Source organism: Bacillus sp. FSL R12-0074 (assembly GCF_038005725.1).
In the GTDB taxonomy this organism is placed as follows: Bacteria; Bacillota; Bacilli; order Bacillales; family Bacillaceae_G; genus Bacillus_A; species Bacillus_A mycoides.
On sequence record NZ_JBBOTR010000001.1, the window covers coordinates 1,685,473 to 1,709,566 of the forward strand.

The 24,094-nt window shown below is 35.6% G+C and carries 27 protein-coding genes and 1 pseudogene; 22 read left to right on the forward strand and 6 right to left on the reverse strand.

The genetic code is table 11. The features are described from left to right. The first annotated feature begins 156 nt into the window (after window positions 1–156). From NSS97_RS08795 to NSS97_RS08870, 16 genes and pseudogenes are all read left to right on the forward strand, one after another. Window positions 157–381: a flagellar motor switch protein FliN gene (locus NSS97_RS08795; protein WP_002189074.1), complete on the forward strand. Its 225-nt coding sequence runs from the start codon at window positions 157–159 to the stop codon at window positions 379–381. 14 nt (window positions 382–395) lie between these two features. Then, window positions 396–1,382, forward strand: coding sequence for a flagellar motor switch protein FliM (gene fliM, locus NSS97_RS08800; protein WP_044441476.1), 987 nt, complete (start codon window positions 396–398; stop codon window positions 1,380–1,382). 10 nt (window positions 1,383–1,392) lie between these two features. After that, the gene (locus NSS97_RS08805) at window positions 1,393–1,752 is read left to right on the forward strand and encodes a flagellar motor switch protein FliN (RefSeq protein ID WP_044441478.1); all 360 of its coding nucleotides are present in this window, start codon (window positions 1,393–1,395) and stop codon (window positions 1,750–1,752) included. 12 nt (window positions 1,753–1,764) lie between these two features. After that, window positions 1,765–2,085 carry a hypothetical protein gene (locus NSS97_RS08810; protein WP_000121176.1) on the forward strand — a complete coding sequence of 107 codons (321 nt, stop codon included), beginning with the start codon at window positions 1,765–1,767 and terminating at the stop codon, window positions 2,083–2,085. After that, window positions 2,082–2,841, forward strand: a pseudogene (locus tag NSS97_RS08815) (flagellar type III secretion system pore protein FliP). Before NSS97_RS08810 ends, NSS97_RS08815 begins: the two are co-directional and overlap by 4 nt. Window positions 2,842–2,874: 33 nt before the next feature. After that, window positions 2,875–3,150, forward strand: coding sequence for a flagellar biosynthetic protein FliQ (locus tag NSS97_RS08820; RefSeq protein WP_002011993.1), 276 nt, complete (start codon window positions 2,875–2,877; stop codon window positions 3,148–3,150). Window positions 3,151–3,165: 15 nt separating this feature from the next. Continuing rightward, window positions 3,166–3,927 (forward strand): flagellar biosynthetic protein FliR, encoded by a 762-nt coding sequence (locus tag NSS97_RS08825; protein ID WP_001055697.1) that lies wholly within the window; start codon window positions 3,166–3,168, stop codon window positions 3,925–3,927. A gap of 10 nt (window positions 3,928–3,937) precedes the next feature. Next, complete coding sequence (gene flhB / locus NSS97_RS08830) at window positions 3,938–4,984, forward strand: flagellar type III secretion system protein FlhB (RefSeq protein ID WP_341112220.1); 1,047 nt, start codon at window positions 3,938–3,940, stop codon at window positions 4,982–4,984. A gap of 23 nt (window positions 4,985–5,007) precedes the next feature. Further along, complete coding sequence (gene flhA / locus NSS97_RS08835) at window positions 5,008–7,074, forward strand: flagellar biosynthesis protein FlhA (RefSeq protein ID WP_341112222.1); 2,067 nt, start codon at window positions 5,008–5,010, stop codon at window positions 7,072–7,074. A gap of 13 nt (window positions 7,075–7,087) precedes the next feature. Continuing rightward, complete coding sequence (flhF, locus tag NSS97_RS08840; protein ID WP_341112224.1) at window positions 7,088–8,398, forward strand: flagellar biosynthesis protein FlhF; 1,311 nt, start codon at window positions 7,088–7,090, stop codon at window positions 8,396–8,398. A 43-nt stretch (window positions 8,399–8,441) separates the two neighbouring features. Continuing rightward, window positions 8,442–9,215, forward strand: a complete 774-nt coding sequence (locus tag NSS97_RS08845; protein ID WP_080784544.1) for a flagellar basal-body rod protein FlgG — start codon at window positions 8,442–8,444, stop codon at window positions 9,213–9,215. A gap of 246 nt (window positions 9,216–9,461) precedes the next feature. Next, window positions 9,462–10,760 (forward strand): NtaA/DmoA family FMN-dependent monooxygenase, encoded by a 1,299-nt coding sequence (locus NSS97_RS08850; protein ID WP_044441493.1) that lies wholly within the window; start codon window positions 9,462–9,464, stop codon window positions 10,758–10,760. A 177-nt stretch (window positions 10,761–10,937) separates the two neighbouring features. Next, window positions 10,938–11,774, forward strand: coding sequence for a helix-turn-helix domain-containing protein (locus NSS97_RS08855; protein ID WP_107887760.1), 837 nt, complete (start codon window positions 10,938–10,940; stop codon window positions 11,772–11,774). Beyond that, window positions 11,764–12,492, forward strand: a complete 729-nt coding sequence (locus tag NSS97_RS08860) for an AzlC family ABC transporter permease (protein WP_002126646.1) — start codon at window positions 11,764–11,766, stop codon at window positions 12,490–12,492. The genes NSS97_RS08855 and NSS97_RS08860 overlap by 11 nt, the downstream gene beginning before the upstream one ends. Then, on the forward strand, window positions 12,483–12,794 hold the full coding sequence (locus tag NSS97_RS08865; RefSeq protein WP_002086437.1) for an AzlD domain-containing protein: 312 nt from the start codon (window positions 12,483–12,485) through the stop codon (window positions 12,792–12,794). The genes NSS97_RS08860 and NSS97_RS08865 overlap by 10 nt, the downstream gene beginning before the upstream one ends. A 62-nt stretch (window positions 12,795–12,856) precedes the next feature. Continuing rightward, window positions 12,857–13,027 carry a DUF3951 domain-containing protein gene (locus tag NSS97_RS08870; RefSeq protein ID WP_016088508.1) on the forward strand — a complete coding sequence of 57 codons (171 nt, stop codon included), beginning with the start codon at window positions 12,857–12,859 and terminating at the stop codon, window positions 13,025–13,027. A gap of 25 nt (window positions 13,028–13,052) precedes the next feature. Here the strand turns inward: NSS97_RS08870 and NSS97_RS08875 are convergent, their stop codons facing one another. The 5 genes from NSS97_RS08875 to NSS97_RS08895 form a co-directional block, all read right to left on the reverse strand. After that, on the reverse strand, window positions 13,053–13,412 hold the full coding sequence (locus NSS97_RS08875; protein WP_107887759.1) for a hypothetical protein: 360 nt from the start codon (window positions 13,410–13,412) through the stop codon (window positions 13,053–13,055). Between the two features lie 11 nt (window positions 13,413–13,423). After that, complete coding sequence (locus NSS97_RS08880) at window positions 13,424–14,017, reverse strand: dienelactone hydrolase family protein (RefSeq protein ID WP_107887758.1); 594 nt, start codon at window positions 14,015–14,017, stop codon at window positions 13,424–13,426. Window positions 14,018–14,020: 3 nt separating this feature from the next. Next, window positions 14,021–14,356 carry a monooxygenase family protein gene (locus tag NSS97_RS08885; RefSeq protein ID WP_107887757.1) on the reverse strand — a complete coding sequence of 112 codons (336 nt, stop codon included), beginning with the start codon at window positions 14,354–14,356 and terminating at the stop codon, window positions 14,021–14,023. A gap of 192 nt (window positions 14,357–14,548) precedes the next feature. Continuing rightward, a complete protein-coding gene (locus tag NSS97_RS08890) occupies window positions 14,549–14,728 on the reverse strand; it encodes an H-type small acid-soluble spore protein (protein ID WP_001025736.1) in 180 nt (59 codons plus the stop codon). A gap of 66 nt (window positions 14,729–14,794) precedes the next feature. Beyond that, on the reverse strand, window positions 14,795–16,009 hold the full coding sequence (locus tag NSS97_RS08895) for a helix-turn-helix domain-containing protein (protein WP_107887756.1): 1,215 nt from the start codon (window positions 16,007–16,009) through the stop codon (window positions 14,795–14,797). 117 nt (window positions 16,010–16,126) lie between these two features. Between NSS97_RS08895 and NSS97_RS08900 the strand changes: the two genes are divergently transcribed. Then, a complete protein-coding gene (locus NSS97_RS08900) occupies window positions 16,127–17,395 on the forward strand; it encodes an MFS transporter (RefSeq protein ID WP_107887755.1) in 1,269 nt (422 codons plus the stop codon). 126 nt (window positions 17,396–17,521) lie between these two features. Beyond that, window positions 17,522–18,046: a DUF4398 domain-containing protein gene (locus tag NSS97_RS08905; protein WP_002166025.1), complete on the forward strand. Its 525-nt coding sequence runs from the start codon at window positions 17,522–17,524 to the stop codon at window positions 18,044–18,046. 40 nt (window positions 18,047–18,086) lie between these two features. Here the strand turns inward: NSS97_RS08905 and NSS97_RS08910 are convergent, their stop codons facing one another. Beyond that, complete coding sequence (locus tag NSS97_RS08910) at window positions 18,087–18,980, reverse strand: LysR substrate-binding domain-containing protein (protein ID WP_107887754.1); 894 nt, start codon at window positions 18,978–18,980, stop codon at window positions 18,087–18,089. Between the two features lie 162 nt (window positions 18,981–19,142). Between NSS97_RS08910 and NSS97_RS08915 the strand changes: the two genes are divergently transcribed. The 4 genes from NSS97_RS08915 to NSS97_RS08930 are packed head-to-tail and all read left to right on the forward strand — an operon-like array spanning window position 19,143 to window position 24,080. Continuing rightward, window positions 19,143–20,135 carry an ATP-binding cassette domain-containing protein gene (locus NSS97_RS08915; RefSeq protein ID WP_107887753.1) on the forward strand — a complete coding sequence of 331 codons (993 nt, stop codon included), beginning with the start codon at window positions 19,143–19,145 and terminating at the stop codon, window positions 20,133–20,135. After that, on the forward strand, window positions 20,113–21,138 hold the full coding sequence (locus NSS97_RS08920) for an ABC transporter substrate-binding protein (protein ID WP_341112232.1): 1,026 nt from the start codon (window positions 20,113–20,115) through the stop codon (window positions 21,136–21,138). The genes NSS97_RS08915 and NSS97_RS08920 overlap by 23 nt, the downstream gene beginning before the upstream one ends. A 12-nt stretch (window positions 21,139–21,150) precedes the next feature. Beyond that, complete coding sequence (locus NSS97_RS08925) at window positions 21,151–22,821, forward strand: ABC transporter permease (RefSeq protein WP_088038032.1); 1,671 nt, start codon at window positions 21,151–21,153, stop codon at window positions 22,819–22,821. Next, on the forward strand, window positions 22,818–24,080 hold the full coding sequence (locus NSS97_RS08930) for an MBL fold metallo-hydrolase (RefSeq protein ID WP_341112237.1): 1,263 nt from the start codon (window positions 22,818–22,820) through the stop codon (window positions 24,078–24,080). Before NSS97_RS08925 ends, NSS97_RS08930 begins: the two co-directional genes overlap by 4 nt. Window positions 24,081–24,094: the final 14 nt, after the last annotated feature.

Genomic DNA, 24,094 nt, shown 5'->3' on the forward strand with positions numbered 1-24,094 from the left:
TTAGCCTTCACCAATCGGGCTTTTACGGGCAGTTGCCCCTCCGCCTAACTTCTTTGCGTTCGCTGAATTTTGAGGTAGGGGTCTTACTGCCCGCAAATAGCGGGATAAATAGAGAATATGAAATTTTCGTTAACATGATATGGGAGTTGGCAAGATTTGAAATTACAAGATGATATTCCGTTAACAATTTATTTTGAAATCGGAAATACAAAAAAGAAAATTGAAGATCTGCTTCATATTACGAAAGGTACATTGTATCGTCTTGAAAATTCAACGAAAAATACGGTGCTTATTATGCTTGAGAATGAAGAGATTGGAACCGGAAAGATTTTGACGAAGAATGGAAAAATGTACGTTGAAATTGTTGAATTGAAAAGGTAGGGAAGGGGATTTTCATGAGTGGCGATAAATTAAGTCAAGAGCAAATTGATGCCCTACTGAAGGCGGTAAATGAAGGCGAGGAAATGCCAGCTTTCGCACAAGAAGCAGGGAAGCAAGATAAATTTCAAGAGTATGATTTTAATAGACCGGAGAAGTTCGGTGTTGAGCATTTACGTAGTTTGCAAGCGATTGCGTCTACTTTTGGCAAACAGACGTCACAGACGTTGTCAGCGCGTATGCGTATTCCAATTGAACTAGAGCCTTCGACCGTTGAGCAAGTTCCGTTTACGAGTGAGTATGTGGAGAAAATGCCGAAAGATTACTATTTATATTGTGTTATTGATCTCGGTCTTCCAGAGCTTGGAGAAATTGTAATTGAAATTGATTTAGCGTTCGTTATTTATATTCATGAATGCTGGCTTGGCGGAGATAGTAAGCGTAACTTTCTAATGCGTAGACCGTTAACGGCGTTTGAGTTTTTAACGCTTGATAATATATTTGCTCTTCTTTGTAAAAATTTACAACAATCATTTGAAAGCGTTGTTGCGATTGAACCGAAATTTGTAACGACGGAGACAGATCCGAATGCGCTGAAGATTACGACAGCGAGCGATATTATTTCACTATTAAACGTAAATATGAAAACGGATTTTTGGAATACGACAGTTCGTATCGGTATTCCGTTCTTATCTGTTGAAGAAATTATGGATAAGTTAACGTCTGAAAATATTGTCGAACATTCTTCAGATAAGCGTAGAAAGTATACGTCTGAAGTAGAAGTGAAAGTAAATCAAGTGTACAAGCCTGTTCACGTTGCGATTGGTGAGCAGAAAATGACAATGGGCGAGACTGAGCAAATTGAAGAAGGCGATATTATTCCGCTTCATACGAAAGTAACAGACCAACTGCGTGGTTATGTAGATGGAAAACATAAATTTAATTGTTTTATCGGGAAAGATGGAACGCGTAAGGCGCTCCTATTTAAAAGTTTTATAGAGTAGGAGGATCTATATGAAGCATGAAGTATCTCCTGTGTCATTAATGGTATTAGAAGAATTTGCAGGGAAGCGAAATGAAGCGGGGAAGGCACATATTGATACCGTTTCGGATATTTCGATTGAACTTGGAGTAAAACTTGGGAAGTCATCTATTATGCTTGGTGATGTGAAGCAATTAAAAGTTGGCGATGTTCTTGAAGTAGAGAAAAATTTAGGACATAAAGTAGATGTATATTTAAGTGATATGAAGGTCGGTATTGGTGAAGCGATAGTAATGGATGAGAAATTCGGCATTATTATTTCTGAAATTGAAGCTGATAAGAAACATGCAGCGCTTATGAAGGCGCAAAATCAAATGCAGGATAAAGAGTAGAGGAGGAGTCATATGTCGTATATGACGACCTTATTTCAAGTCGTTTTACTGTTTGGTGCGCTCGGCTATGGTGCATATTATATGACGAAAAAGACGCGCAAACAGCAGTTTTTTAAGCAAGGTGAAAACGGCCATATTCAAGTGAAAGACGGCGTGTATTTAAATCATCAAACGAGCGCCTTTTTGTTTGAAGTGGACGGAAAGCAAGTGTTCACTGTTATTAGTAATAACGGTGTACAATCTGTGCAGTTAACAGGAACAGGAAATCAGTTTCAGCAAGCGCTAGAAGACGCGGTGAAGAGTGAAACGAAAAAAGTAGAGGATCCATCATGAGAATAAAGAAACAGTTAGCGTTATTTGCCGTTATTTTCGTATTTTCTATTATTTTTTCATTTGTTTTTGTAAATCCAGCGTATGCAGCCCCGAACGGCTTTATTAATTTCGAAAATGGAAAAGAGTTTACGAGTAATTCAAGTGTACAACTATTCGCGCTCGTTACCCTGCTATCATTATCTTCTTCTATCGTTCTTTTATTTACGCATTTTACTTATTTTATGATTGTTCTTGGGATTACTCGTCAAGGGCTTGGGGTTATGAATTTACCACCGAACCAAGTGCTTGTTGGACTCGCATTATTTTTATCACTATTTACGATGCAGCCAGTGCTTGGTCAATTAAAGAGTGATGTGTGGGACCCGATGACGAAAGAAAAAATAACAGTAAGTCAAGCTGCGGAGACGACAGCTCCGATTATGAAAGATTATATGTCGAAGCATACGTATAAGCATGATTTGAAAATGATGCTGAAAGTGCGCGGAGAAGAGTTGCCGAAAGATTTAAAGGATCTTTCACTGTTTACGCTTGTGCCATCCTTTACGTTAACGCAAAATTCAAAAAGGTTTACTTACAGGGATGTTCATTTATTTAGCGTTTGTCTTTATTGATTTAATTATTAGTACACTTTTAATGTACCTTGGGATGATGATGGTACCGCCGATGATTTTAAGTTTACCATTTAAAATACTCGTTTTCGTATATTTAGGTGGATATACAAAAATCGTCGATATTATGTTTAAGACGGTCGCCTGAAGCGTTTGATGCTATGTGATAGGAGTCATATAAATGAATACGTCACCAATTATAGATATTTTCCAAACCTTTTTTTATAAAGGGGTTATGATTTTAATGCCGATTGCCGTTGTAAGTATGATTGTCGTTATTATTATCGCGGTTATTATGGCGATGATGCAAATTCAAGAGCAAACGCTGACGTTTTTACCGAAAATGGCGAGTATTGTGCTCGTTATTATCATTTTAGGTCCGTGGATGTTTCAAGAGTTAACGATGCTTATTTTAGATTTATTTGATAAAATCCCATCGCTATTGCGTTCGTACTAAGATAGGTGAACTGAAATGAATATGGAATTATGGGCGGCGACGTTTTTTGCGTTTTGTCGCATTACTTCATTTTTATATTTTCTACCGTTTTTCTCAGGCCGATCAATTCCGGCGATGGCAAAGGTTACATTTGGACTCGCTCTTTCGATTACAGTGGCAGATCAAGTGGATGTCTCTCACATAAAGACAGTTTGGGATGTAGCAGCTTATGCAGGAACGCAAATTGTAATTGGGTTATCACTTTCAAAAATTGTAGAGATGCTGTGGAACATTCCGAAAATGGCAGGGCATATTTTAGACTTTGATATCGGTTTATCACAGGCGAGTTTATTTGATGTAAATGCAGGGTCACAGTCCACTTTGCTATCAACAATTTTTGATATATTTTTTCTTATTATTTTTATTTCACTGGGCGGCATTAACTATTTCGTTGCCACGATTTTAAAGTCGTTTCAATATACAGAGGCGATTTCAAAATTGTTGACGACTAGTTTTTTAGATAGTCTACTCGCAACGTTATTATTTGCAATTACATCAGCGGTTGAAATTGCTTTGCCACTTATGGGCAGTCTATTCATTATTAATTTCGTCCTTATTTTAATTGCAAAAAATGCACCGCAATTAAACGTTTTTATGAATGCGTACGTAATTAAAATAACGTGTGGTATTTTGTTTATTGCGATGAGTGTACCGATGCTCGGTTATGTGTTTAAAAATATGACAGACGTATTACTGGAAGAGTATACGAAACTATTTAACTTTTTCTTAACGAAGTAGGGGGACGCGCATGGCAAAGGATAATAAAACAGAAAAGGCCACCCCGCAGAAGCGTAAAAAATCGCGTGAAGAAGGGAATATCGCCCGGAGTAAAGATTTAAATAATTTATTTTCCATTCTTGTATTAGCAGTTGTCGTTTACTTTTTCGGAGATTGGCTCGGCTATGAGATTGCACATTCCGTAGCGGTACTGTTTGATCAAATTGGAAAAAATACAGATTCGACCGAGTATTTTTATTTAATGGGTATATTACTTCTGAAAGTATCGGCTCCTATATTAATACTTGTATATGCTTTTCATTTGTTCAATTATATGATTCAAGTCGGTTTCTTATTTTTTTCTAAAGTGCTTAAGCCGAAAGCATCACGTATTAATCCGAAAAACTATTTTACGAGATTGTTTAGTCGTAAAAGTTTAGTAGATATTTTGAAATCATTGTTTTATATGGGATTAATCGGTTACGTTTCGTACGTTCTCTTTAAAAAGAATTTAGAGAAGATTGTTAGTATGATTGGATTTAACTGGACAGCGTCACTTACTGAAATTATTAGCCAAATTAAATTTATCTTTCTAGCCATTTTAATTATTTTAATCATTCTTTCTATTATTGATTTCATTTATCAAAAATGGGAGTACGAACAAGATATTAAGATAAAAAAAGAAGAAGTGAAACAAGAGCATAAAGATAATGAAGGGGACCCGCAAGTAAAGGGGAAACGAAAAAACTTTATGCATGCCATCTTGCAAGGGACAATCGCGAAGAAGATGGATGGTGCAACGTTTATTGTGAACAATCCGACGCATATTTCAGTGGTGCTTCGTTACAATAAACAAGTTGATGCGGCGCCTATTGTCGTTGCAAAAGGGGAAGATGAGCTCGCATTATATATACGAACGCTTGCCCGTGAACAAGAAATACCAATGGTGGAAAACCGTCCGCTCGCTCGTTCTTTATATTATCAAGTCGAGGAAGACGAGACGATTCCAAAAGATTTATACGTAGCTGTAATTGAAGTTATGCGCTATTTAATTCAAACGAACGAACTTGAAGTATAATAGCGCGTTTGGAGGGGATCTCTTTGTTTAAGATGGATTCTGCAAGAACCTATTTTTCTATCTTTTTAGCAGCGTCATTCGTTGTGGCGCTCTTAATTCCACTTCCACCATTTATACTTGATATCGTTATCGTTTTTCTACTAAGTATGTCAGTGCTTATTTATATGCGAGCTACAAGTATTAACGAGTGGGATGAATTAAAGTCATTTCCGACGATGTTGTTATTAATCGGGATTTTCCGCGTATCGATTAACGTTTCGACGACGCGAGCGATTTTAACAGACGGAAATGCGGGTCATGTTATTGAAGAGTTCGGTCAGTTCGTAATTGGCGGGAACTTATTAATTGGTATCGTTATTTTTATAGTATTAATCATATTCCAGTTTATCGTTGCAAACGGTGCGTCTCGTACAGCTGAAGTAGCAGCTCGTTTTACACTTGATTCTTTACCAGGGAAACAAATGTCTATCGATGCTGATTTGAATCAGCGTCTTATTACAGAAAAAGATGCACAGGCAAAACGAAAAAAATTAAATATGGAAACAGAGTTTTACGGAGCGATGGATGGTGCCGGAAAGTTCATTAAAGGGGACGTTATTTTCGGGATTGTCATTTTATTCGTAAACATTATTTTCGGTTTAATTGTCGGTATGATGCAGCAAGGAATGAGCTTTGCAGATGCGGCTATTCACTATACGCAGTTAACTGTCGGTAACGGAATTGTAAACCAAATCGGTTCGTTAATGCTTGCGATTTCAACAGGTAGTATCGTAACGCGAGTATTTGACGGCTCATCTGATACAGTAACTGAAGGAATCTTTAAAGAGTTATTAGCGCATGAAGTTGTTGTATATGCACTCGGTGGCTTATTTATCGCAATGGGTGTTTTTACACCGTTACCATTTCTACCCTTTGCTCTCGTTGGAGGCACGATTGTTTTCTTAGGAGTTCGTAATAAAAAGCGAATAAAGAAAGAAAAAGAAGACGAGCTTCAAAAAGAATTAGAAATGATTCAAGGCGATGAAGAGCAACTGCAACAAGTGGAAGATTCATTCGGCGTCTTTACAGATAAATATCCAATTATCGTAGAGCTCGGTTTAGATTTAGCGGCACTTGTAAAGCAGAAGATTAACGGGGAAACAGCTCGTGATAAAGTTGTTCTTATGAGGAAGTCGATTATTACCGACCTTGGTATTAACGTTCCTGGATTTAACTTTAAAGATAATACGAGCTTTAGACCACGCGGACGTTACATTATTCGTATTAAAGGTGCGAAGGCGGCTGAAGGTGTTTTAAAATCAGGTTATTTATTAGCACTGAAAACACCGAATGTAATGGCTGATTTAGATGCAGAGCCGGCGAAAGATCCAATTTTTGGTGAAGATGGATATTGGATTTTGGAGCATATGGTACAAGATGCACAAATGAAAGGCTATCAAGTGTTAGAGCCGCTCAGCATATTAATTACGCATTTAGATGTTGTCGTTAGACGTAATCTTCATGAGTTAATTCAGCGTCAACATGTGAAAGACTTGATTAACTCGCTTGAAACTGATAATGGCGTTTTATTAGAAGAAATTAAGAAGAAAGAAATCGATTTATCACTCGTGCAAAATGTTATTAAACAACTTCTGAAAGAAGGAATTTCAATTCGTGATTTACCAACAATTATTGAAGGTATTATTGACGGGAAAGAAATTTATCAAAACCATGTTGATGGTGTCACTGCATTTGTTCGTGAATGTATTTCAAAAGTTATTTGTGAGAGTGCGAAAAATCCTGATGGGAAAATTTATGCAACGCTTTTCGCTGATTCAATCGAGTTAGATGCGGATGTTGTTAATAATTCATACCAAGGTTATTTATTAAACTGGGATTTAGATTTAGAAACGCGAGTAGTAGAGCAAGTACAGCGCGTTTTCAAACAAGCTCGTTTAATGGGAAGAGAGCCAGTATTATTAACACGCAGAAAAGATTTCAGGTTTGCGATTGTGAGACTTCTTGAACGTTATCAAATAGAAGCTAAAGTATTATGTATTAGTGAATTAGCACCAGAAATTGTTGTAGATCAAATTGCTTATATTGAATAGTAGGGGTGAAGTAATGGAAAGTACAGAAAAAAAAGAAGCGTTAATGCGAATAAAAGCAGCTTCGAAAAATGAATTGTATCGAAAGTTATTTGACCAATATGGTACAGATTATTACTACGTTGTCGATGAAAGTGTAAAACGAAACATCCCGTTTTTTTGGAAGAAGAATTATGAAATGTTAGTCGCTTTTCCTGAAGATAAACAGGAAGAAAGTAACGAAGGCGTAACTCAATTTCATGAACAATTAATGGATGTTGTAAATGAACCTTCAGAAGAAATTGTGAAGGCAAATGGAATTCAATCGGTACTGCACAATTTAGAAAACGTAACGACTTCTATGCCGTACGCAGCGATGCAAACAGGAAATAGTGAAGAATGGGCAAGAAAAAAAGAGAAACTATTACAACTGTTTGAAAAAGGGATTGTCGTTGTGAAACATACGGAGGCGACGAAAGTAACGAAAAAACAGCCTACTGTGAAACAAGCTGTTCCTGTAAAGAAAGAAGAAGTAGTTGTTAAAAAAGAAAAGCAGGAATCTGTGCCATTTATTATTCAAAAAGTAATTCGGATGTTAGAACAAAACGATGTGGAACAATATTTCATTCATGCATATGCTGAAAAATTAAAAGTGAAGTTTGAGAATGCAACGATGATTACAGAAGAGGAAGTCATCGGATACATATTGGAAGATATGAGATCTCATTTCAATACTGAAAACGTATTTGAAAAAGAAATACAAACGATTGCATTAATAGGTCCAACTGGTGTTGGAAAAACGACGACACTTGCGAAAATGGCATGGCAGTTTCACGCTAAGAGAAAAACAGTTGGTTTTATTACGACGGACCACCCTCGCAGTGGAACAGTGCAGCAATTACAAGATTACGTAAAAACAATTGGGTCAGAAGTAATCGCTGTGCGAGATGAAGCAGCTATGACAAGGGCACTCAGTTATTTTAAAGAAGAAGCGCGCGTCGATTATATATTAATAGATACAGCCGGTAAAAATTATCGTACGTCAGAGACAGTTGAAGAGATGATTGAGACGATGGGACAAGTAGAGCCAGACTATATTTGTTTAACGTTATCAGCTTCCATGAAAAGTAAAGACATGATTGAAATTATTACGAACTTTAAAGATATTCATATAGATGGTATCGTGTTTACGAAATTTGATGAAACAGCGAGCAGTGGTGAATTGTTGAAAATTCCAGCTGTATCATCAGCTCCAATTGTATTAATGACAGATGGACAAGACGTGAAGCAACATATACATATCGCTACAGCTGAACATTTAGCAAAACAAATGTTACAAACATCGTAAGAAAAGAGGTGAAGAATAAGGCACTTGCCTTATTCAAACGAGTATGAACGGTCTTTATATAGGTTCTATGGGTATGATGAATTACATGCAGCATATTAATGTTCATTCGAATAACGTCGCAAATGCCCAAACGACAGGATTTAAAGCAGAAAACATGACGTCTAAAGTATTTGATGTGCAAGACACATATCGCCGGGGAGACGGATCGGCGACAAATATCGGCTCGGTCGATTACGCTGTCGTACCAGCTGCGACGCATGTGAACTTAGTACAAGGAAATGTACAAATGACAAATAGTGCTACAGATTTCTTTTTAGACGACGGTGCGGCTGGCACATCATCATTTTTCGTTACATCTAAAAATGATGAAACATTTTTAACGAGAGACGGTAGCTTTACATTAAATAGTGATCGTTATTTACAAACAGCATCTGGTGCTTTCGTAATGGGTGAGAATAATGAACGTATTCGTATTCCAGAAGGAGCAAAGATAGCTGTACAAGCAGACGGTACATTATACGATGAAGTAACACAAAATAATATTGCCCGTCTGCAAACGAAAACAGTAGACGTAGAAACGAACGCTCGCCTCGTACAACATGAAAATAAAAGTTTTTCACTAGCAGAAGGAAACGTTGCTGATTTACCGAATGGAACAGGGGCAGTACGTAATCATATGCTAGAAAATTCAAATGTGGATATGACGAAAGAAATGGCTGACCTTATGACGAATCAAAAAATGATTCAAGCATCGCAGCGCATCATGACTTCGTTTGATAAAATTTATGAAAAAGAAGCGAATGAAATATTGAGATAAAGGACTTCCAATTAGTGGTGGTCTTTTTTTTATCCCGCAAAAGCCCGATTGGTGAAGGCTAATAATCAGAGGATGGGAGCTCCTCCTCTGATTAAAGTTTCACTTTATTGTTGCTTTTATTATAGTTACACCATAAAATGATAATGATTATCAATATCATTTTATCTTTAATAAGAATAGAAGCTGCGATGGTCGCATCACTTGTTTAACTAGGTGAATTAAAAACTAAGGGGAAGGTGTGTACATATGTCTACAAAAAAACAGCTTTGCATTGGACTATGTTTGATTTCTAGAAAGAAAGAACAAGAGAGTATGTTTAATTCAGGGATAGATGAACAAGTAGAGTTGGCACTACAGGCAGAAAAGGCTAAGTTAGATTTTGTTTTTAAAGCGGATTATTTAGTGGCACATCCTGATTTAATTGCTCGTAATAAGGGGAATGTAATTTTAGATCCGACACTATTGTTTACTGCTATTGCTTATGCAACAGAAAAGATTGGAGTCGTTACGACCGCTTCAACATCATTTTATCCACCATATATACTAGCGAGGCAACTACAATCTTTAAATTGGGTTAGTAACGGCCGAGTAGGTTGGAACATTGTCACATCAATTGATGGTGCTGAAAACTTTGGTGAGACAGGGATGCCACCATCTGAGGAACGATACGCGAAAGCGGCAGAATGTACAGAGTTAGTAAGAAAACTTTGGAGGAGCCATCCTTATGAAGTTTTAAAAGAAGACAACGCAGATGTAATTAGAGAAATGGTACAGCCAATTGAGCATCGTGGTGAGCATTTTGAGGTGAAAGGTCCACTTAATATCCCGCAACATATTTCTGGGGAAATGCCTTTATTTCAAGCGGGTGCTTCAGAGTCTGGCCGGAATTTCGCTGCTTCTGTTGCGGATGCAATTTTCGCCGCGATGCCAGATGTAGAATCAGGAATCGAACTTCGTCAAGATTTAAGAAAAAGAGCAGAAAAGCATGGCCGAAAGCAAGATGATATACGTGTATTGCCTGGTTTATATTTCTTTATTGGTGATTCATATGAAGAAGCACTAGAAATGCACAGGCAAGCTCACCAACATCTTACAAAAGAGAAGAGGTACGCTTTACTCGAAATGGTTCTCGGATTAGATATTAGAGGGATGCCATTAGAAAGTAAGGTTACTGAACATATGCTACCAAGTAGAAATCAAGCTGTACGTAGTAAAACACATGCCGAATTATTACGGAATTTCATCATAAAAAATGAACCAACTGTTGAGCAAATACTAGAACGACCAGAAATTGTTGGTTCTGCTCATTGGGTCGCTATAGGCACACCACAAGATGTTTGTAAGCAAATTATGGAAAGATTTGAAGCAGGGGCACTAGATGGATTTATTGCAATTCCAGGGGGACCTCCAAAATCATTGGATTTATTCTTTAGTGAAGTCATTCCTTTATTCGTGAGAGCAGGTGTATTTAGAGAAGAGTATACAGGTTCAACCTTACGTGAGCATTTGGAGGGTAATATATCAAATGCTCTACAGTTGAAATAATTCATTATGCACAAAAAGCCTTTCAAAAGAAGGCTTTTTATTTCGAATAAAAATTCAGAATTGTCAGTTGACTTGTAGAGGCTTCTTTTTTATATTAGTAGGTATAGCAATAACTACTAATGGAAAGTGAGATCGTTTTTTTGAAATTAGAGCTATATAAATTGTGAGGGGTTACGGATGGATGAAATAATAAAGGAGTTACAAAAGTTAGGTTTTTCCCAGTACGAATGTAAAGCGTATATTGGACTATTAAAACATTATCCAGCAACAGGTTATGAAGTGAGTAAACAAACAGGCGTACCTCGTTCAATGATTTATGAAGTACTTGGCAAGTTGATGGATAAAGGAGCGGTGCATATCGTTCCTTCTGAACCAGTGAAATATGTACCAGTGCCAGCTACGGAATTAATGGATCGAATGCGAAAAGATTTTGAAAAGTCCTTGGAATTTTTAGACCGAAAATTAAATTGTTTAGAACAAGAGCGACAAATTGATGTAATTTCGCATATTCGCTCAAATGATCGTGTTTTGAAAGAAATATGCAATATAATTAATAGAGCAAAAGAAGAGTTATGGATTTCTGTATGGGAGGATCAAGTGCACGAGATTGAGCCATTCATTCATCAAAAGGAAGCGGAAGGCGTACATATTTTTTCAATTTTATTTGGTGCTCCAGAAACAAAAATAGGAGCGACATTTCACCATAATTATATGACACCTCACGTCGTTGAAAAGAGAATGGGTGGTCATTTAACTGTTATCGCGCGTGATGGGGAAGAAGTATTAATTGCTAATTTTTCAAATGATAGCACTTCATGGGCCGTTACAACGTATGATCCAGCTTTAGTTCTCGTCGCTACAGAATATGTTCGGCACGACATTATGGTGGAGGAGATTACGAAGGAATTTGGAGCTGATAAATTAGATACATTATGGCGTGAAAACATAGATTTAGTTCATGTCGTAACAGGAAAACGTACTATGGAAGAAATGGAGGGAGATAATGGTGAATAAAGCTCAAGCACATATGACACTGCAGAGCGATGATTCATTTCAGCAAGGTGTAAAGGATTGTTTACCAACTGTATTTGGATATTTGAGCATCGGTATAGCGGCTGGTGTTATTGCGAAAACAGCAGGTTTCTCGATCATAGAAATTGCTTTTATGTCCACATTAATTTACGCAGGTTCTGCTCAGTTTATATTAGCGGGTATGTATGCAGCGGGTGCCCCAGCCTCGGCAATTATTTTTACTGTGTTCTTTGTTAATTTACGTCACTTATTAATGAGTGCTGCACTCGCACCTTACTTCACCAAGATACCTCTTTTTAAAAATTTAATAATTGGTTCGCAAATTACAGATGAAACTTTCGGCGTTGCAGTGCAACAAGCAGCACAAAAAGGCCATTTAGGCGAGAAATGGATGATGGGACTTAATGTAACAGCATATTTAAATTGGATTTTAGCTACAGTTCTCGGAGGGCTTTTTGGAGAGTGGATACCAGATCCTCATACGTACGGAATGGATTATGCGTTACCAGCGATGTTTATCGGATTATTTGTACTTCAGCTAATAAGTAGTAAACCGAAACTAGCCATTCATCTAAGTGTTGCAATTGTAGCGATTATTATCGCATACGTTTCACACTTATTTATGCCAGATAGTATAGCAGTTATTATCGCAACACTTTTAGCTGCGACAATCGGGGTGGTGATTGAAAAATGGAAGTAAGATTGGACGTATTATTCCTTTTACTAGCAGCAGGAGCTGTCACACTCGTACCACGTATTTTACCTCTTCTCGTATTTAGTAAACTACAAATTCCAGACTGGGGTTTAAAATGGTTAAATTACATACCGATTGCGATATTAGCAGCACTTTTAGCACAAGTATTATTTATGCATGAGACAGTGCAGTGGGATTATATCATTGCGGCAATCCCGACATTCTTCGTAGCGATATATACTCGTAGTTTATTAGGAACAGTATTAACAGGAGTCATTGTAATTATTTTGTTACGTTTATTTTTCTAAAAAGGATTCAGCTCATATAATAGCGAAAGGTGTAATAACATGAAATATATAGGGGTGGTGTTATGATACTTTTAACGATAGGAGCAATATTGTTAACGTTGTTTATTTTTTTTATTATCGGCTTTATTACGTTTATGATGTTTGTGGATAAGGCGACACCTCAAATTTATTACACACCTTGTGAATCAGTGACAGTGAAATCTAAAGGTAAACATAGAAGGAAGAAAAGTTGAATGAAGGCTTTTCTTTCTTCTATTTTTACATTCCCGAAAGAACTAACAACAATAATCCAAATAGAAAACTAATAGAAGAAAGGAAACCAATAGATATGGAAAAAATACGATTGTTCTTCCATTCGTGTGCGAAAACGATAAAGCCTAAAACGCAAAGGAAAAACCAAATAGGTAGAAATATAAATCGATTAACTTTCTCAGGTAGCAATGAATAAAAATTCGTTAAATATAATATCCAATTCGCAAAAAATAGAGCACATACGATGAATGATTGTAAGTATGGTCTGTTTAAAAAATTTCCTTTTTTGACTGTCATAAAAATGAGAGCTAATGCTGAAATGAATGGAATGATTATGAATATGAGCAATAATAATGTTAGTGGCATATGAAACTCCTTTACAACATAGTTTTCATAAGAAACGAATCTATTATTTTGTATACTTGCGTTGTAGATTGTTCGTTATATGTTACTGCGGATGGATTTAAAAATCCATGTTCGCCATGTAGTTGTTTTATTTCTAATAGAGGATTCCTTTGTTGCTGCAATGCTTTCATTAAAGAGGATACTGAAAAACTAGCTTCTTGTTCAGGGAAAATAAGTAATGTAGCACATGTAGGTTTAATGTGAACATAGTCACGTATACGGGAACCGTAACATCCAATGATAAAATCTATTGTTGGATTGTTACTACAGAGCCAAGCGATGGTAGCCCCAACACTAAAGCCGATAAGTCCTATATGCGTGTAATCATTTGAAAGGGTAGAAATTACCTCATTAATTTGTTCTTTCCCATAATCAAATCCAATATGATTCATAAAATATTGATATGCTTTTTCTTCATCACTATAATGAAATGAATTTTGTAGTTGTAAAAGGTTAGGACAGAATACATCTATATGAGATGTATTGAAGTGGTCAATAACACGATGCATATGATCGTTCACACCGTATATTTCATGAATAGCAACGAGAGCCAATTTTTTCTTCATAAGTTACAAGGTATCTCTATGAAACTTATATTCTTTCTCAACAAGGCAGATACGCAGGTGGAAGTTTTCATACCATTGCTCACGGCCTCTTTTTTTCGCTTCTTTATGTAAGGCGTTCTGTTTCCAATTTTCAATTGCTTCAAGTGATTCCCAATAAGAAATTGTAATTCCTAATCCTGCATTACCTCGTGCGCTTTCTACACCTAAAAATCCAGGTTGCTGTTTCGCAAGTTCCTCCATTTTTTCGGCAACGGTACTATAGTCTGTTGTATCATTCGATAGATTAGAAGTGAATATAACCGCATAATAAGGGCTAGTTTTTTGTGGATTAGTTCCCATTATCTTTCCTCCTTAACATATATGGTACGAATGTTCAGTTCATAGTTTGTATTGTAGCACGTAATAACAAGAACAGCAGCAGGAAGCTTCTGTTCTTGTTCAGGTGCTGAAAAACAGGGGTGAGAAGGAATATACAAATTAAGTGATACAAAGTAAGAAAAATGCCACTTCAAAAAAAAGAAGTGGCATTTTTTATATTTCCTCTAAGCTATTAACTGGAACAGTTAATTCGCGTTTTGGATTTGTTACTTCATATATGCGGGCGGTTTCGTTGCTTTCATCGACGTGTTGAATCATAACAGGCATGCCTTGAAAACTGACATTGGCTTCTTCAGATGACTCGGAAAGCTCTTTTGCGCGTTGTATATTCATTTATATTCCTCCCATCATTATTATCTTTGCAAAAAAGGAGGAATAATATACCATTTCGAAACATTTTTAAAGTTTTTGTATTATTTGTAATGTTTCTTTAATAAATGAAGAGAAGATGGAATCAGGATAGTCATCTATCGCTTGAACTGCTTCTTTTGCTTCTTTCAGAGCAGATTTTTTATCTTGAAGTTCTATATAGCAAAGAGCACGATAAGATCCAGCTGTTAATAACCACGATTGATCAAGTGGATGACTCGTATAATCCGGTATGATAGCACGCTCTAATACTTCTAAAGCTTCCTCGTAACGTTTTAAACCATACAAATATTTTCCTTTTTCAAGATAATACAATCCATCGTCTTGAAAAATTGGTTCATCTTTTAGTTTTTCTCGAAATTGTTCTAAATGTTCTAATGCGATTGTATATTCATTCGTAATTGTATTGTAGTAATAAGCTTTTAATATATCTATATTTGCAGCGGATAAAGTATCTTCTGTAAAAATGGCAAATTGCTCAGATTTTTTTATGTAATATAAATATCTTTCTTTATCCGCCGTAATGATTTTTTGATAAGATAAAATACGATAAAAATCATCTGTTTTATAATACACTTGATGTTTTTTGGAAAAGGCAAGTGCATCTAAGATGACTCTTTCACATTTTTCATAATTGCCATATGCGAGTAAAATAATTGCTTCTTTTAAGTATAACTGTATATGTGTAATAAGATCCATTTCTAAATTCTTCGTTTTATATTCATCACGAATAATGGTAATCATCTGTAAACATTCTTTATATTTTTTACGTTTGAAGAGCATATAGTAAAACAGTAGTTTCGTTTCAGTGCTTTCTCGATATAAAGTATATTTTTCAAATATAGAAATAGCGGTTTCGACGTAATATTCAATATTATAATCGTTCATAATAGCTGCTCCAGTTATGAACTGTTTATATATACGAGCCGTATTTAAAGTAGAAGGTAGCTCTTTTTGAACGATAGGTAGTAAAGTATCATATACTTCATCGCATTTATTTGTCTTTATTAGTTCCTCCATTTTTTGAATGAGTTCTACAATTTCTCCATCATCTTCTTCTAGTAAAAAACTCATTTCACATCCAAGTTTATTAGCGATATATTGTAATGCTTTCATGGAAGGTGTAGCTTTTCCATTTTCAATTTGACTTAGCATACTTTTTGTCAGTTCTGAACCTGCTATTTCTGTTTGAGTAAACTTTTTTTCTTTTCGTAACGTTTTAATTTTTTCGCCTAGAGTAGCCATCACATGCTCCTTTATAATTAAAAAGTTAAATACAATTAAACTTTTTGTTGTAAAAATTGGAAAGTTGATTATATAATAAGTTTAACACAATTTAACTTTTAAGGGGAGAGTGTCATAATGGGGGATGTAAGTATAGGTCAAAATGATTCAAAAATGAAGATTGCAACGAGAAATATTATGCTAATGATGATTGGGAAAATGACATCTTTATTAGGTGCAGGTATTTATACGTTTGCAATGGGATTATACGTATTAAAGACAACGGGTTCAGGAATGGGATTTGCAATTACACTAATTTGCGGATCAATACCAAGAATGATCTGTGGACCAATTGCAGGTGCTGTAGCTGACCGCGTCAATCGAAGATGGCTTGTCATTGGTACTGATTTATTAAGTAGCTTAACAATGCTTATTATGTTTATTATGGCTACTATGTTTGGGCCATCACTTCTTTTTATTTATGTATCAGCGGCATTATTATCCATTTGTGCAAGTTTTTATTCTGTAGCATTAACTTCGTCTATTCCTAATTTAGTAGATGAAGGGCGTATTCAAAAAGCGAGTGCTTTAAATCAGACGGCATCATCTTTATCGAATATTTTAGCGCCGATTATTGGAGGAGTTGTATTTGGTTTCTTTTCAATCAAGTTGTTCTTTTTGTTAAATAGTATTACGTTCTTTTTAGCAGTGATTGTGCAATTATTTATCGTATTTGATTTATATAAAAAAGAAGTGGCTGAGAGTAAAGAGCATTTCTTGACGAGTATAAAAGAAGGTTTTTCATATGTAAAACGACAGCATGAAATATATGGTTTAATGAAAATTGCAGTAGGGGTAAACTTTTTTGCGAGTGCACTGTTCGTTTCACTTCCGTATATTATTATTAAAAATTTGCATTTATCCTCGAAGCAACTCGGTGTTGTAGAGGGAATGTTAGCAGTCGGGATGCTAATTGGTGCAATTGTTTTATCAGTACGTAAAGAAGTGAATAATCCGTTTCGCTCTGTTTATATTGGGCTGTTTTTATTTGCGGGCTTGAGTTTATGTACAGTCTTTCCATTGTTAGTTACCATTCCGAAAGTAGTAAGTTTTATTTACTATATCGCTTTTATGATTTTAACTGGTATATCAATGATGGTTGTAAATATACCTATGCAAGTACATATTCAAAAGACGACAGACCCAAGCTATTTAGGACGCGTTTTCGGTTTACTTGAAACAATTTCTACCGCAATCGCACCGCTTGGTATGATTGTATATGGATTATTATTAGATATGTTGCCGACTAGCATTGTTATGATGACATTAGGTGGAGGGTTATTATTAGTTGTATTAGTTGGAGTAAGAAAGCAAGTGGCGAAAAAGCAAGTGGATGTGTCGGCCTAAAAATAAGAAAGTAATAAAAAATTGACTGGAAATAATAAAAATGACCAAATTAGTATTTTAGTTTTTGAAACTCTTTTTCATGTATGTTACAGTATAGTGAGCAGGCAAAGAAAAGGAGAAAACATCATGAGAAAATTAAGTTTTGTAATGCTTTTTCTGTTAGTCGTAATGACTGGATGTAGTAATTATGACACGTATATTGAAACAGGTATGCAATCATTGAAAAATGAAAAATATAGTGATGCGATTATGTGGTTTGAAAAAGCGGAAAAAGAGAAATCAGGAAATGAAGCGAAGGCATATAAAGAAGTCGCTCAGTTACTAGATCACGGTGCGACAGCATTAAAAGACGGTAAGTATTCAGAAACGAAAGATATTGCAAATGAAGTGTTACAAAAGAAAAAAGATGATGCACTTGAAAAAGCTGTGACATCAAATGCAGAGAATATGCTTCAAAAAGCAAAAGATGTGGAAGAGAAAGTAAATGAAAGAGTAGCGAAACGAAAAAAGGTAAATGAAGAAGGAATCGATAAATTAATTAAAGCTGTTGATAGTATAGATGATGTAAAAGAAAAAGAGAAAAAAGTTTCAGAAGCATTAGATAAGGCTGAAGAGGCACAAGCAAAAATTGAGGATAAGAAAAACAAATAGAGTTATAGTTTAAAAGGCTGTCGTGTATAACGACAGCCTTTTAATTTTTTTCTGCAAAAGAAGTAATGCTATGTAGTAAAAAAGAAATTATTTTAGAATTCCATCTGTCCTCATGATGAATGGTATAAATATTACGCTGAAATTCAAAATCAGGGATCGGTATATAGCATAGCTCATTTCGTTGTACTTCTTGCTCAATAGCAAGTTTTGAAATAAAGGCAACCCCATTACCATATTTTAAAATTTGTTTCATCGTTTCTAATGAATCTAGTTCAATTTCTGATTGGAATGTAACGTTATGTGCTAACGTCCATTGTGTAAGTAAATCTCTCGTTGTAGATGGGTTACGATGCAATAATATACGTTCTTTTTCGATATCTTGTAATGATACATTTGTTCTTTTAGAAAGATGATGTTCTTTGGAAAAGGCAAGAACAAGTGTATCAGGCATTACATTCATTTGTTTTAGAAGTGGTTCGTCAAACGGTGCCGCAGAAATTACCCCGAGATCAATTTCATGATTTTGTAGCATCGTTCGAATTTCAGGAGCTGTTTTTACTATGAGTGTTATTTTTATATTTGGAAATTCGCATTGAAATTGGTGAACAACTTCTGGTAAAAGATAAGTCGCTGGTACATAACTAGCACCAATTGTTATAGCGCCTTTATTAAAATCTTTAAACTCTTGTGTGACCCGTCTAGCTTCTTTCATAAGTGCATCTATTTTGCAAGCATAATGATGCAATGCCTCGCCAGCCTCTGTTAAAAAATATCTTCCGGAACGTAATTCAAATAAAGACACACCGAGTTCTTCTTCTAAGCTTTTTATATGAAACGTAATAGTAGGTTGTTTAACGCCAAGTTTTTCTGCAACAATAGTAAGCTTTTTGTATTTTTTAATAAGCACTACAATTTCTAATTTTAAGAGATTCATGATAAGTTGGCCCCCTTTTTCTTCTAACTATAGAAAAAATCTATAGAAATAAATAGTTTATTAGAGATTTTTTAATTTAATCTTTACAGTACATTAACATTCAGTATAAAACTTCCAGATAGAATGAAAGCAGGTTAAGAATGAGGGGAGAGAGGTGAAACGATGGATATTAAAATTCATGGATTAGAAAAGGCATTTGGGAAAACACAGGCGTTAAAGCCGTTACAGATTGTAATGAAAAAAGGGGAATTCACCACACTTTTAGGACCTTCAGGATGCGGGAAAACGACTTTACTTAGAATGATTGCAGGGCTTGAGGAACCGGATAAAGGTGAAATATATTTTGGAGATAAGTGCATGTATTCTTCTGCTAAAAAGATAAAAACATCTCCTCATGAGCGGAATATCGGCATGGTATTTCAAGATTTTGCTTTATGGCCGCATATGACTGTATTTGAAAATGTTGCATTTGGTTTAAGGGCTACAAAGCAAACGAATCAATTAAGAGAAAAGGTAGAAGATGCGATAAAGCGAGTTCGTTTGCAAGGTATGGAGAAAAGATATCTGCATGAACTCTCAGGTGGACAGCAGCAACGTGTCGCATTTGCTAGAGCGATTGTAACGAAACCTCATTTTATTTTGTTCGATGAACCGTTAAGTGCACTCGATGCAATTTTGCGAGAAGAAATGCGATTAGAACTTATGGACATCGTTCATTCAATTGGTTTAACGGCATTGTATGTAACACATGATCAAACAGAAGCTATGTCAATGTCAGACCAAATTATTGTCATGAAGCAGGGTGAAGTATTACAAAAAGGAACACCAGAAGACATTTATGTGAAACCGTCTCATGAATTTGTTGCAAAATTTGTTGGTAAGGCAAATTGGCTTGTAGAGGGGAAAAAAATGATTCGTCCAGAGCATGTGAGCTGGACAAAAAATGACTTGTGCGAAATGTATACAGGTGAAGTTCAGCACGTTACATATGTAGGAGAACGTTATGAAGTGAAAGTAAACATGGGGACACTCGGTGTATGGACAGCTTATCACAATAGTAAGCTAAGCGTTGGTAAACCGGTATCGTTATATGTACCAAAAAAATGTATTCATCATATAGGGGGAGAATCGTATGAAGAAATTCAGTTCGCTTAAGTCTTTATTTGTATGTACTTTACTATTTTCTGCTGTAGTAACAGGTTGTAGCTCAAAGACAGGCAGTGTAGATGCAAAAAATAAAAACGCTAATGAAAAGAAAATTGTTGTATATAGTGCAGGACCAAAAGGATTAGCAGAAAAAATTCAAAAGGACTTTGAAAAGAAAACAGGGATAAAAGTAGAAATGTTTCAAGGAACAACAGGTAAGATTTTAGCAAGAATGGAGGCTGAAAAGAAAAATCCAGTCGTTGACGTTGTCGTACTTGCTTCTTTACCAGCGATGGAAGGATTAAAAAAAGATGGGCAAACGTTAGCTTATAAAGAAGCAAAACAAGCTGATAAGCTTCGTTCTCAATGGTCGGATGATAAAGGACATTATTTTGGATATAGTGCTTCAGCATTAGGAATTGTGTATAACACAAAAAATGTGAAGACAGCACCTGAAGATTGGAGCGATATAACGAAAGGAGAATGGAAAGGGAAAGTGAATCTTCCAGATCCAGCACTTTCAGGTTCAGCTTTAGACTTTGTAACAGGATATGTGAAAAAGAATGGACAAGATGGATGGAATTTATTTGAACAGCTTAAGAAAAATGAAGTTACAGTAGCTGGGGCAAACCAAGAAGCGTTAGACCCAGTTTTAACAGGTGCGAAAGATATGGTAATCGCGGGTGTTGACTACATGACGTACAGTGCAAAAGCAAAGGGTGAACCGGTTGATATCGTATATCCAAAAAGCGGAACAGTCATTAGTCCACGTGCAGCAGGCATTATGAAGGATAGTAAAAATGTAGAAGGTGCAAAAGAGTTTATTGATTATTTATTATCAGATGATGTGCAAAAACAAGTTTCTAAAGCGTATTTGTTGCCAGGTAGAAAAGATATAAAAGCTGAAAATAGACCGAATGTAGAAGAGATTCCAGTATTAAATATTGATTGGAAAACAGTTGAGAAAGAACAAGATGAAATAGCAAAACAATTTAAGAAAGTATTTCAATAAGATGGTGATTACATGGTAAATCGATTCGTATCAGTAAGACAAGTTGGAATGACAGTAGCTTTGTTACTTGTGGCGATGTTAATCGTCATTCCGCTTTTTCTCATTTTATTTTCTAGTGTATATGAAAATAGCAGTTGGAATTTTTTAAAGCCTTTTGAAGTCATGCAGAGTGGTGGATTAGCTGGGATTTTTCTAAATTCGATGCTTCTAGGTGTACTCGTTGTAATAGGAGCTACAATATTTGCGTTTCCATTGGCGTTCATTATGAGCAAAACAGATGTAGGAAAGTATAGTAAGTTAGATATTGTTTTTATGATCCCATTTATGACCCCGCCCTATATCGGATCGATGGGCTGGATTTTGTTCATGCAACCTAACGGTTATTTTGAACAATTTTTTCCGGCTTTAAAGCCGATTTCATCATCGTTTTTTAGTTTAGGCGGTATGGTTTTAATTATGAGTCTGCATTTATTCCCATTCCTTTACTTCATGTTGAAAAACACGTTACTTCAGATTGGGAGTAGTAAAGAAGAAGCTGCAGCAGTTCATGGTGGAAGTTTTTTCTATCGTTTAAGAAAAATAATACTACCGTTATTGTTATCAAGTTATGTAATGGGTGCTTTACTCATTTTCGTAAAGACGATTGCTGAATTTGGAACACCAGCTACATTCGGACGTAGAATAGGATTCCATGTGTTAACATCTGAGATTCATAAATTTATCTCTAGTTGGCCGATTGATTTTGGCAGTGCCACAGCATTATCTTCTTTATTACTTAGTGCGTGTATGCTCATTTGGTATATGCAAAATGTATTAAATCGAAAGTATACATATGCAATGGTTAGTGGAAAAGGTGTGAAATCTAAAAGGTATACTTTGTCTATAGTTACACGTTTTATAGCATGGGTTTATGTAATTGGCTTACTAATAGTAGCAATTGGAATCCCATACTTTTCTATACTTATTGCTTCTTTGTCGAAGTTAAGAGGCGGTGGCTTACATTTTAATAACTTTACAACAAGCCATTATGAAGCATTATTTACAATTGGTTCTCCGGGATTAGAAGCTTTATGGAACAGTTTTCTTTTTTCACTCGTAACGGCGATTGTTGCTGTAATTATTGGCGTATTTTTGGCGCTTATGATTCGAAAGGGGAAAAAGTCCTCTGAAAAATGGCTTGATATGTGCGGCATGTTACCGAATATGGTACCAGGAATAGTGATGGTTGTAGGGCTTATTTTATTTTGGAATTCACCCTATATGCCTATGTCAATTTACAATACACCAGTCATGGTTATCGTAACGTATGTTGTTCTCTTTTTACCTTATACGGTGCAGTATGTAAAAGCATCGCTCGGACAAATTGATGATTCTCTTGTACAGGCAGGAAGTATTTTTTCCGGGAATTATATTTATATTTTTAGAAAAATAATATTGCCGCTTATTATTCCAGGAATTCTTGCTGGATGGGCGATGACATTTACGATTTCGATAAGAGAGTTAGTAGCATCGCTTCTCGTACTACCTCCATCAGTAGAAACGTCAGCAACGTTTATTTTTGCTCAATTTGAACAAGGAGAAGTATCTATAGGAATGGCAATGGCTGTTGTTTCTGTTGGGCTTACAACAATGTGCTTATTACTTCTGCAACATATGGAGCAAAAACGAAAAGGGGTAGCATGATGAGGATGGAAGTATGGGGAGGAGCGGGAGAATACGGTCGTTCCTGCTATTTTGTAAAAAATAAAGAGACAAAAATAGTATTTGATTGTGGTATTAATCGATCATATGAGGATAGTTATCCCAAAATAGAAAGAGAAGTTGTTCCATTTTTGGATGCAGTATTTTTATCACATATTCATGAAGACCATACGATGGGTTTACCTTTATTGACGAAGTATGGATATAAGAAAAAAATTTGGACGAACCGTTATACGAAGGAGCAACTTCCAGCTTATTTTGAAAAATGGGGAAACTACAATCTTTCAAAAGGGTGGAATTTACCTTATAACGATCAAAATATTAAAGATCTAAATTATGTATGTATTGATGAGATTAGTAATCCAAATGAATGGATACAGATTACACCAACGTTGCGGTTTCAATGGGGGTATAGTGGGCATGTATTAGGAGCTGTTTGGTTTTTAGTGGATATGTGTAATACATACGTATTTTATTCTGGTGATTATTCAGCAGAATCTAATATACTACGAGCTAATTTACCTGAAGATTTGCGAAGCGATATAAAAATTGCAATTGTAGATGCCGCTTATCACACTGATGATGTTTCACAAAAGGAACGAGTAGACGAATTATGTGCAGAAATTGAACGAGTTGCGCACAATAAAGGAACAGCATTACTACCACTGCCCTCACTTGGTAGGGCGCAAGATATAGTATTGTATTTATATGAACGATATAAAGAACTTCCAATTATAGTAGATAAAGAAATTTTTGCTGGATTTGAAGAGATGTTCATATATAAAGATTGGTTAAAAAATAATGAAAAACTTGAACGGGTTGTGGAGGGTTTAAAAAGAAACATAATAGTTATGGATAAGGACATTTGTATGCAAAATAGTTATGGAATAGTTGTAATGAGTGATGCGAATATGCAAACGAAACGAGCACAGTTGTATTATGAACAACTTCGGCATGAAGAACGAAATTCTATTATCTTTACTGGACATATTGCTAAAGGAAGTTTTGCAGAAAAAGTTTTGAAGGAACGTGTAGGTAAAGAATGTAGGGTGAAGCGAGTTCCATATAAAGTTCATCAAAGTATAAGTGACGTTAAGGAAATGTTAAATACACTATTACCAGAACATACGGTGTTAGTACATGCTTTGAAAGAGGATACGGATCGATTACAACAAAAGCTAAGCACAGCAGGATATGAAAATGTGTATTCGCTTACTATGGAACGTATAGAAGTAATTTAAAATGTAAAGGAGAT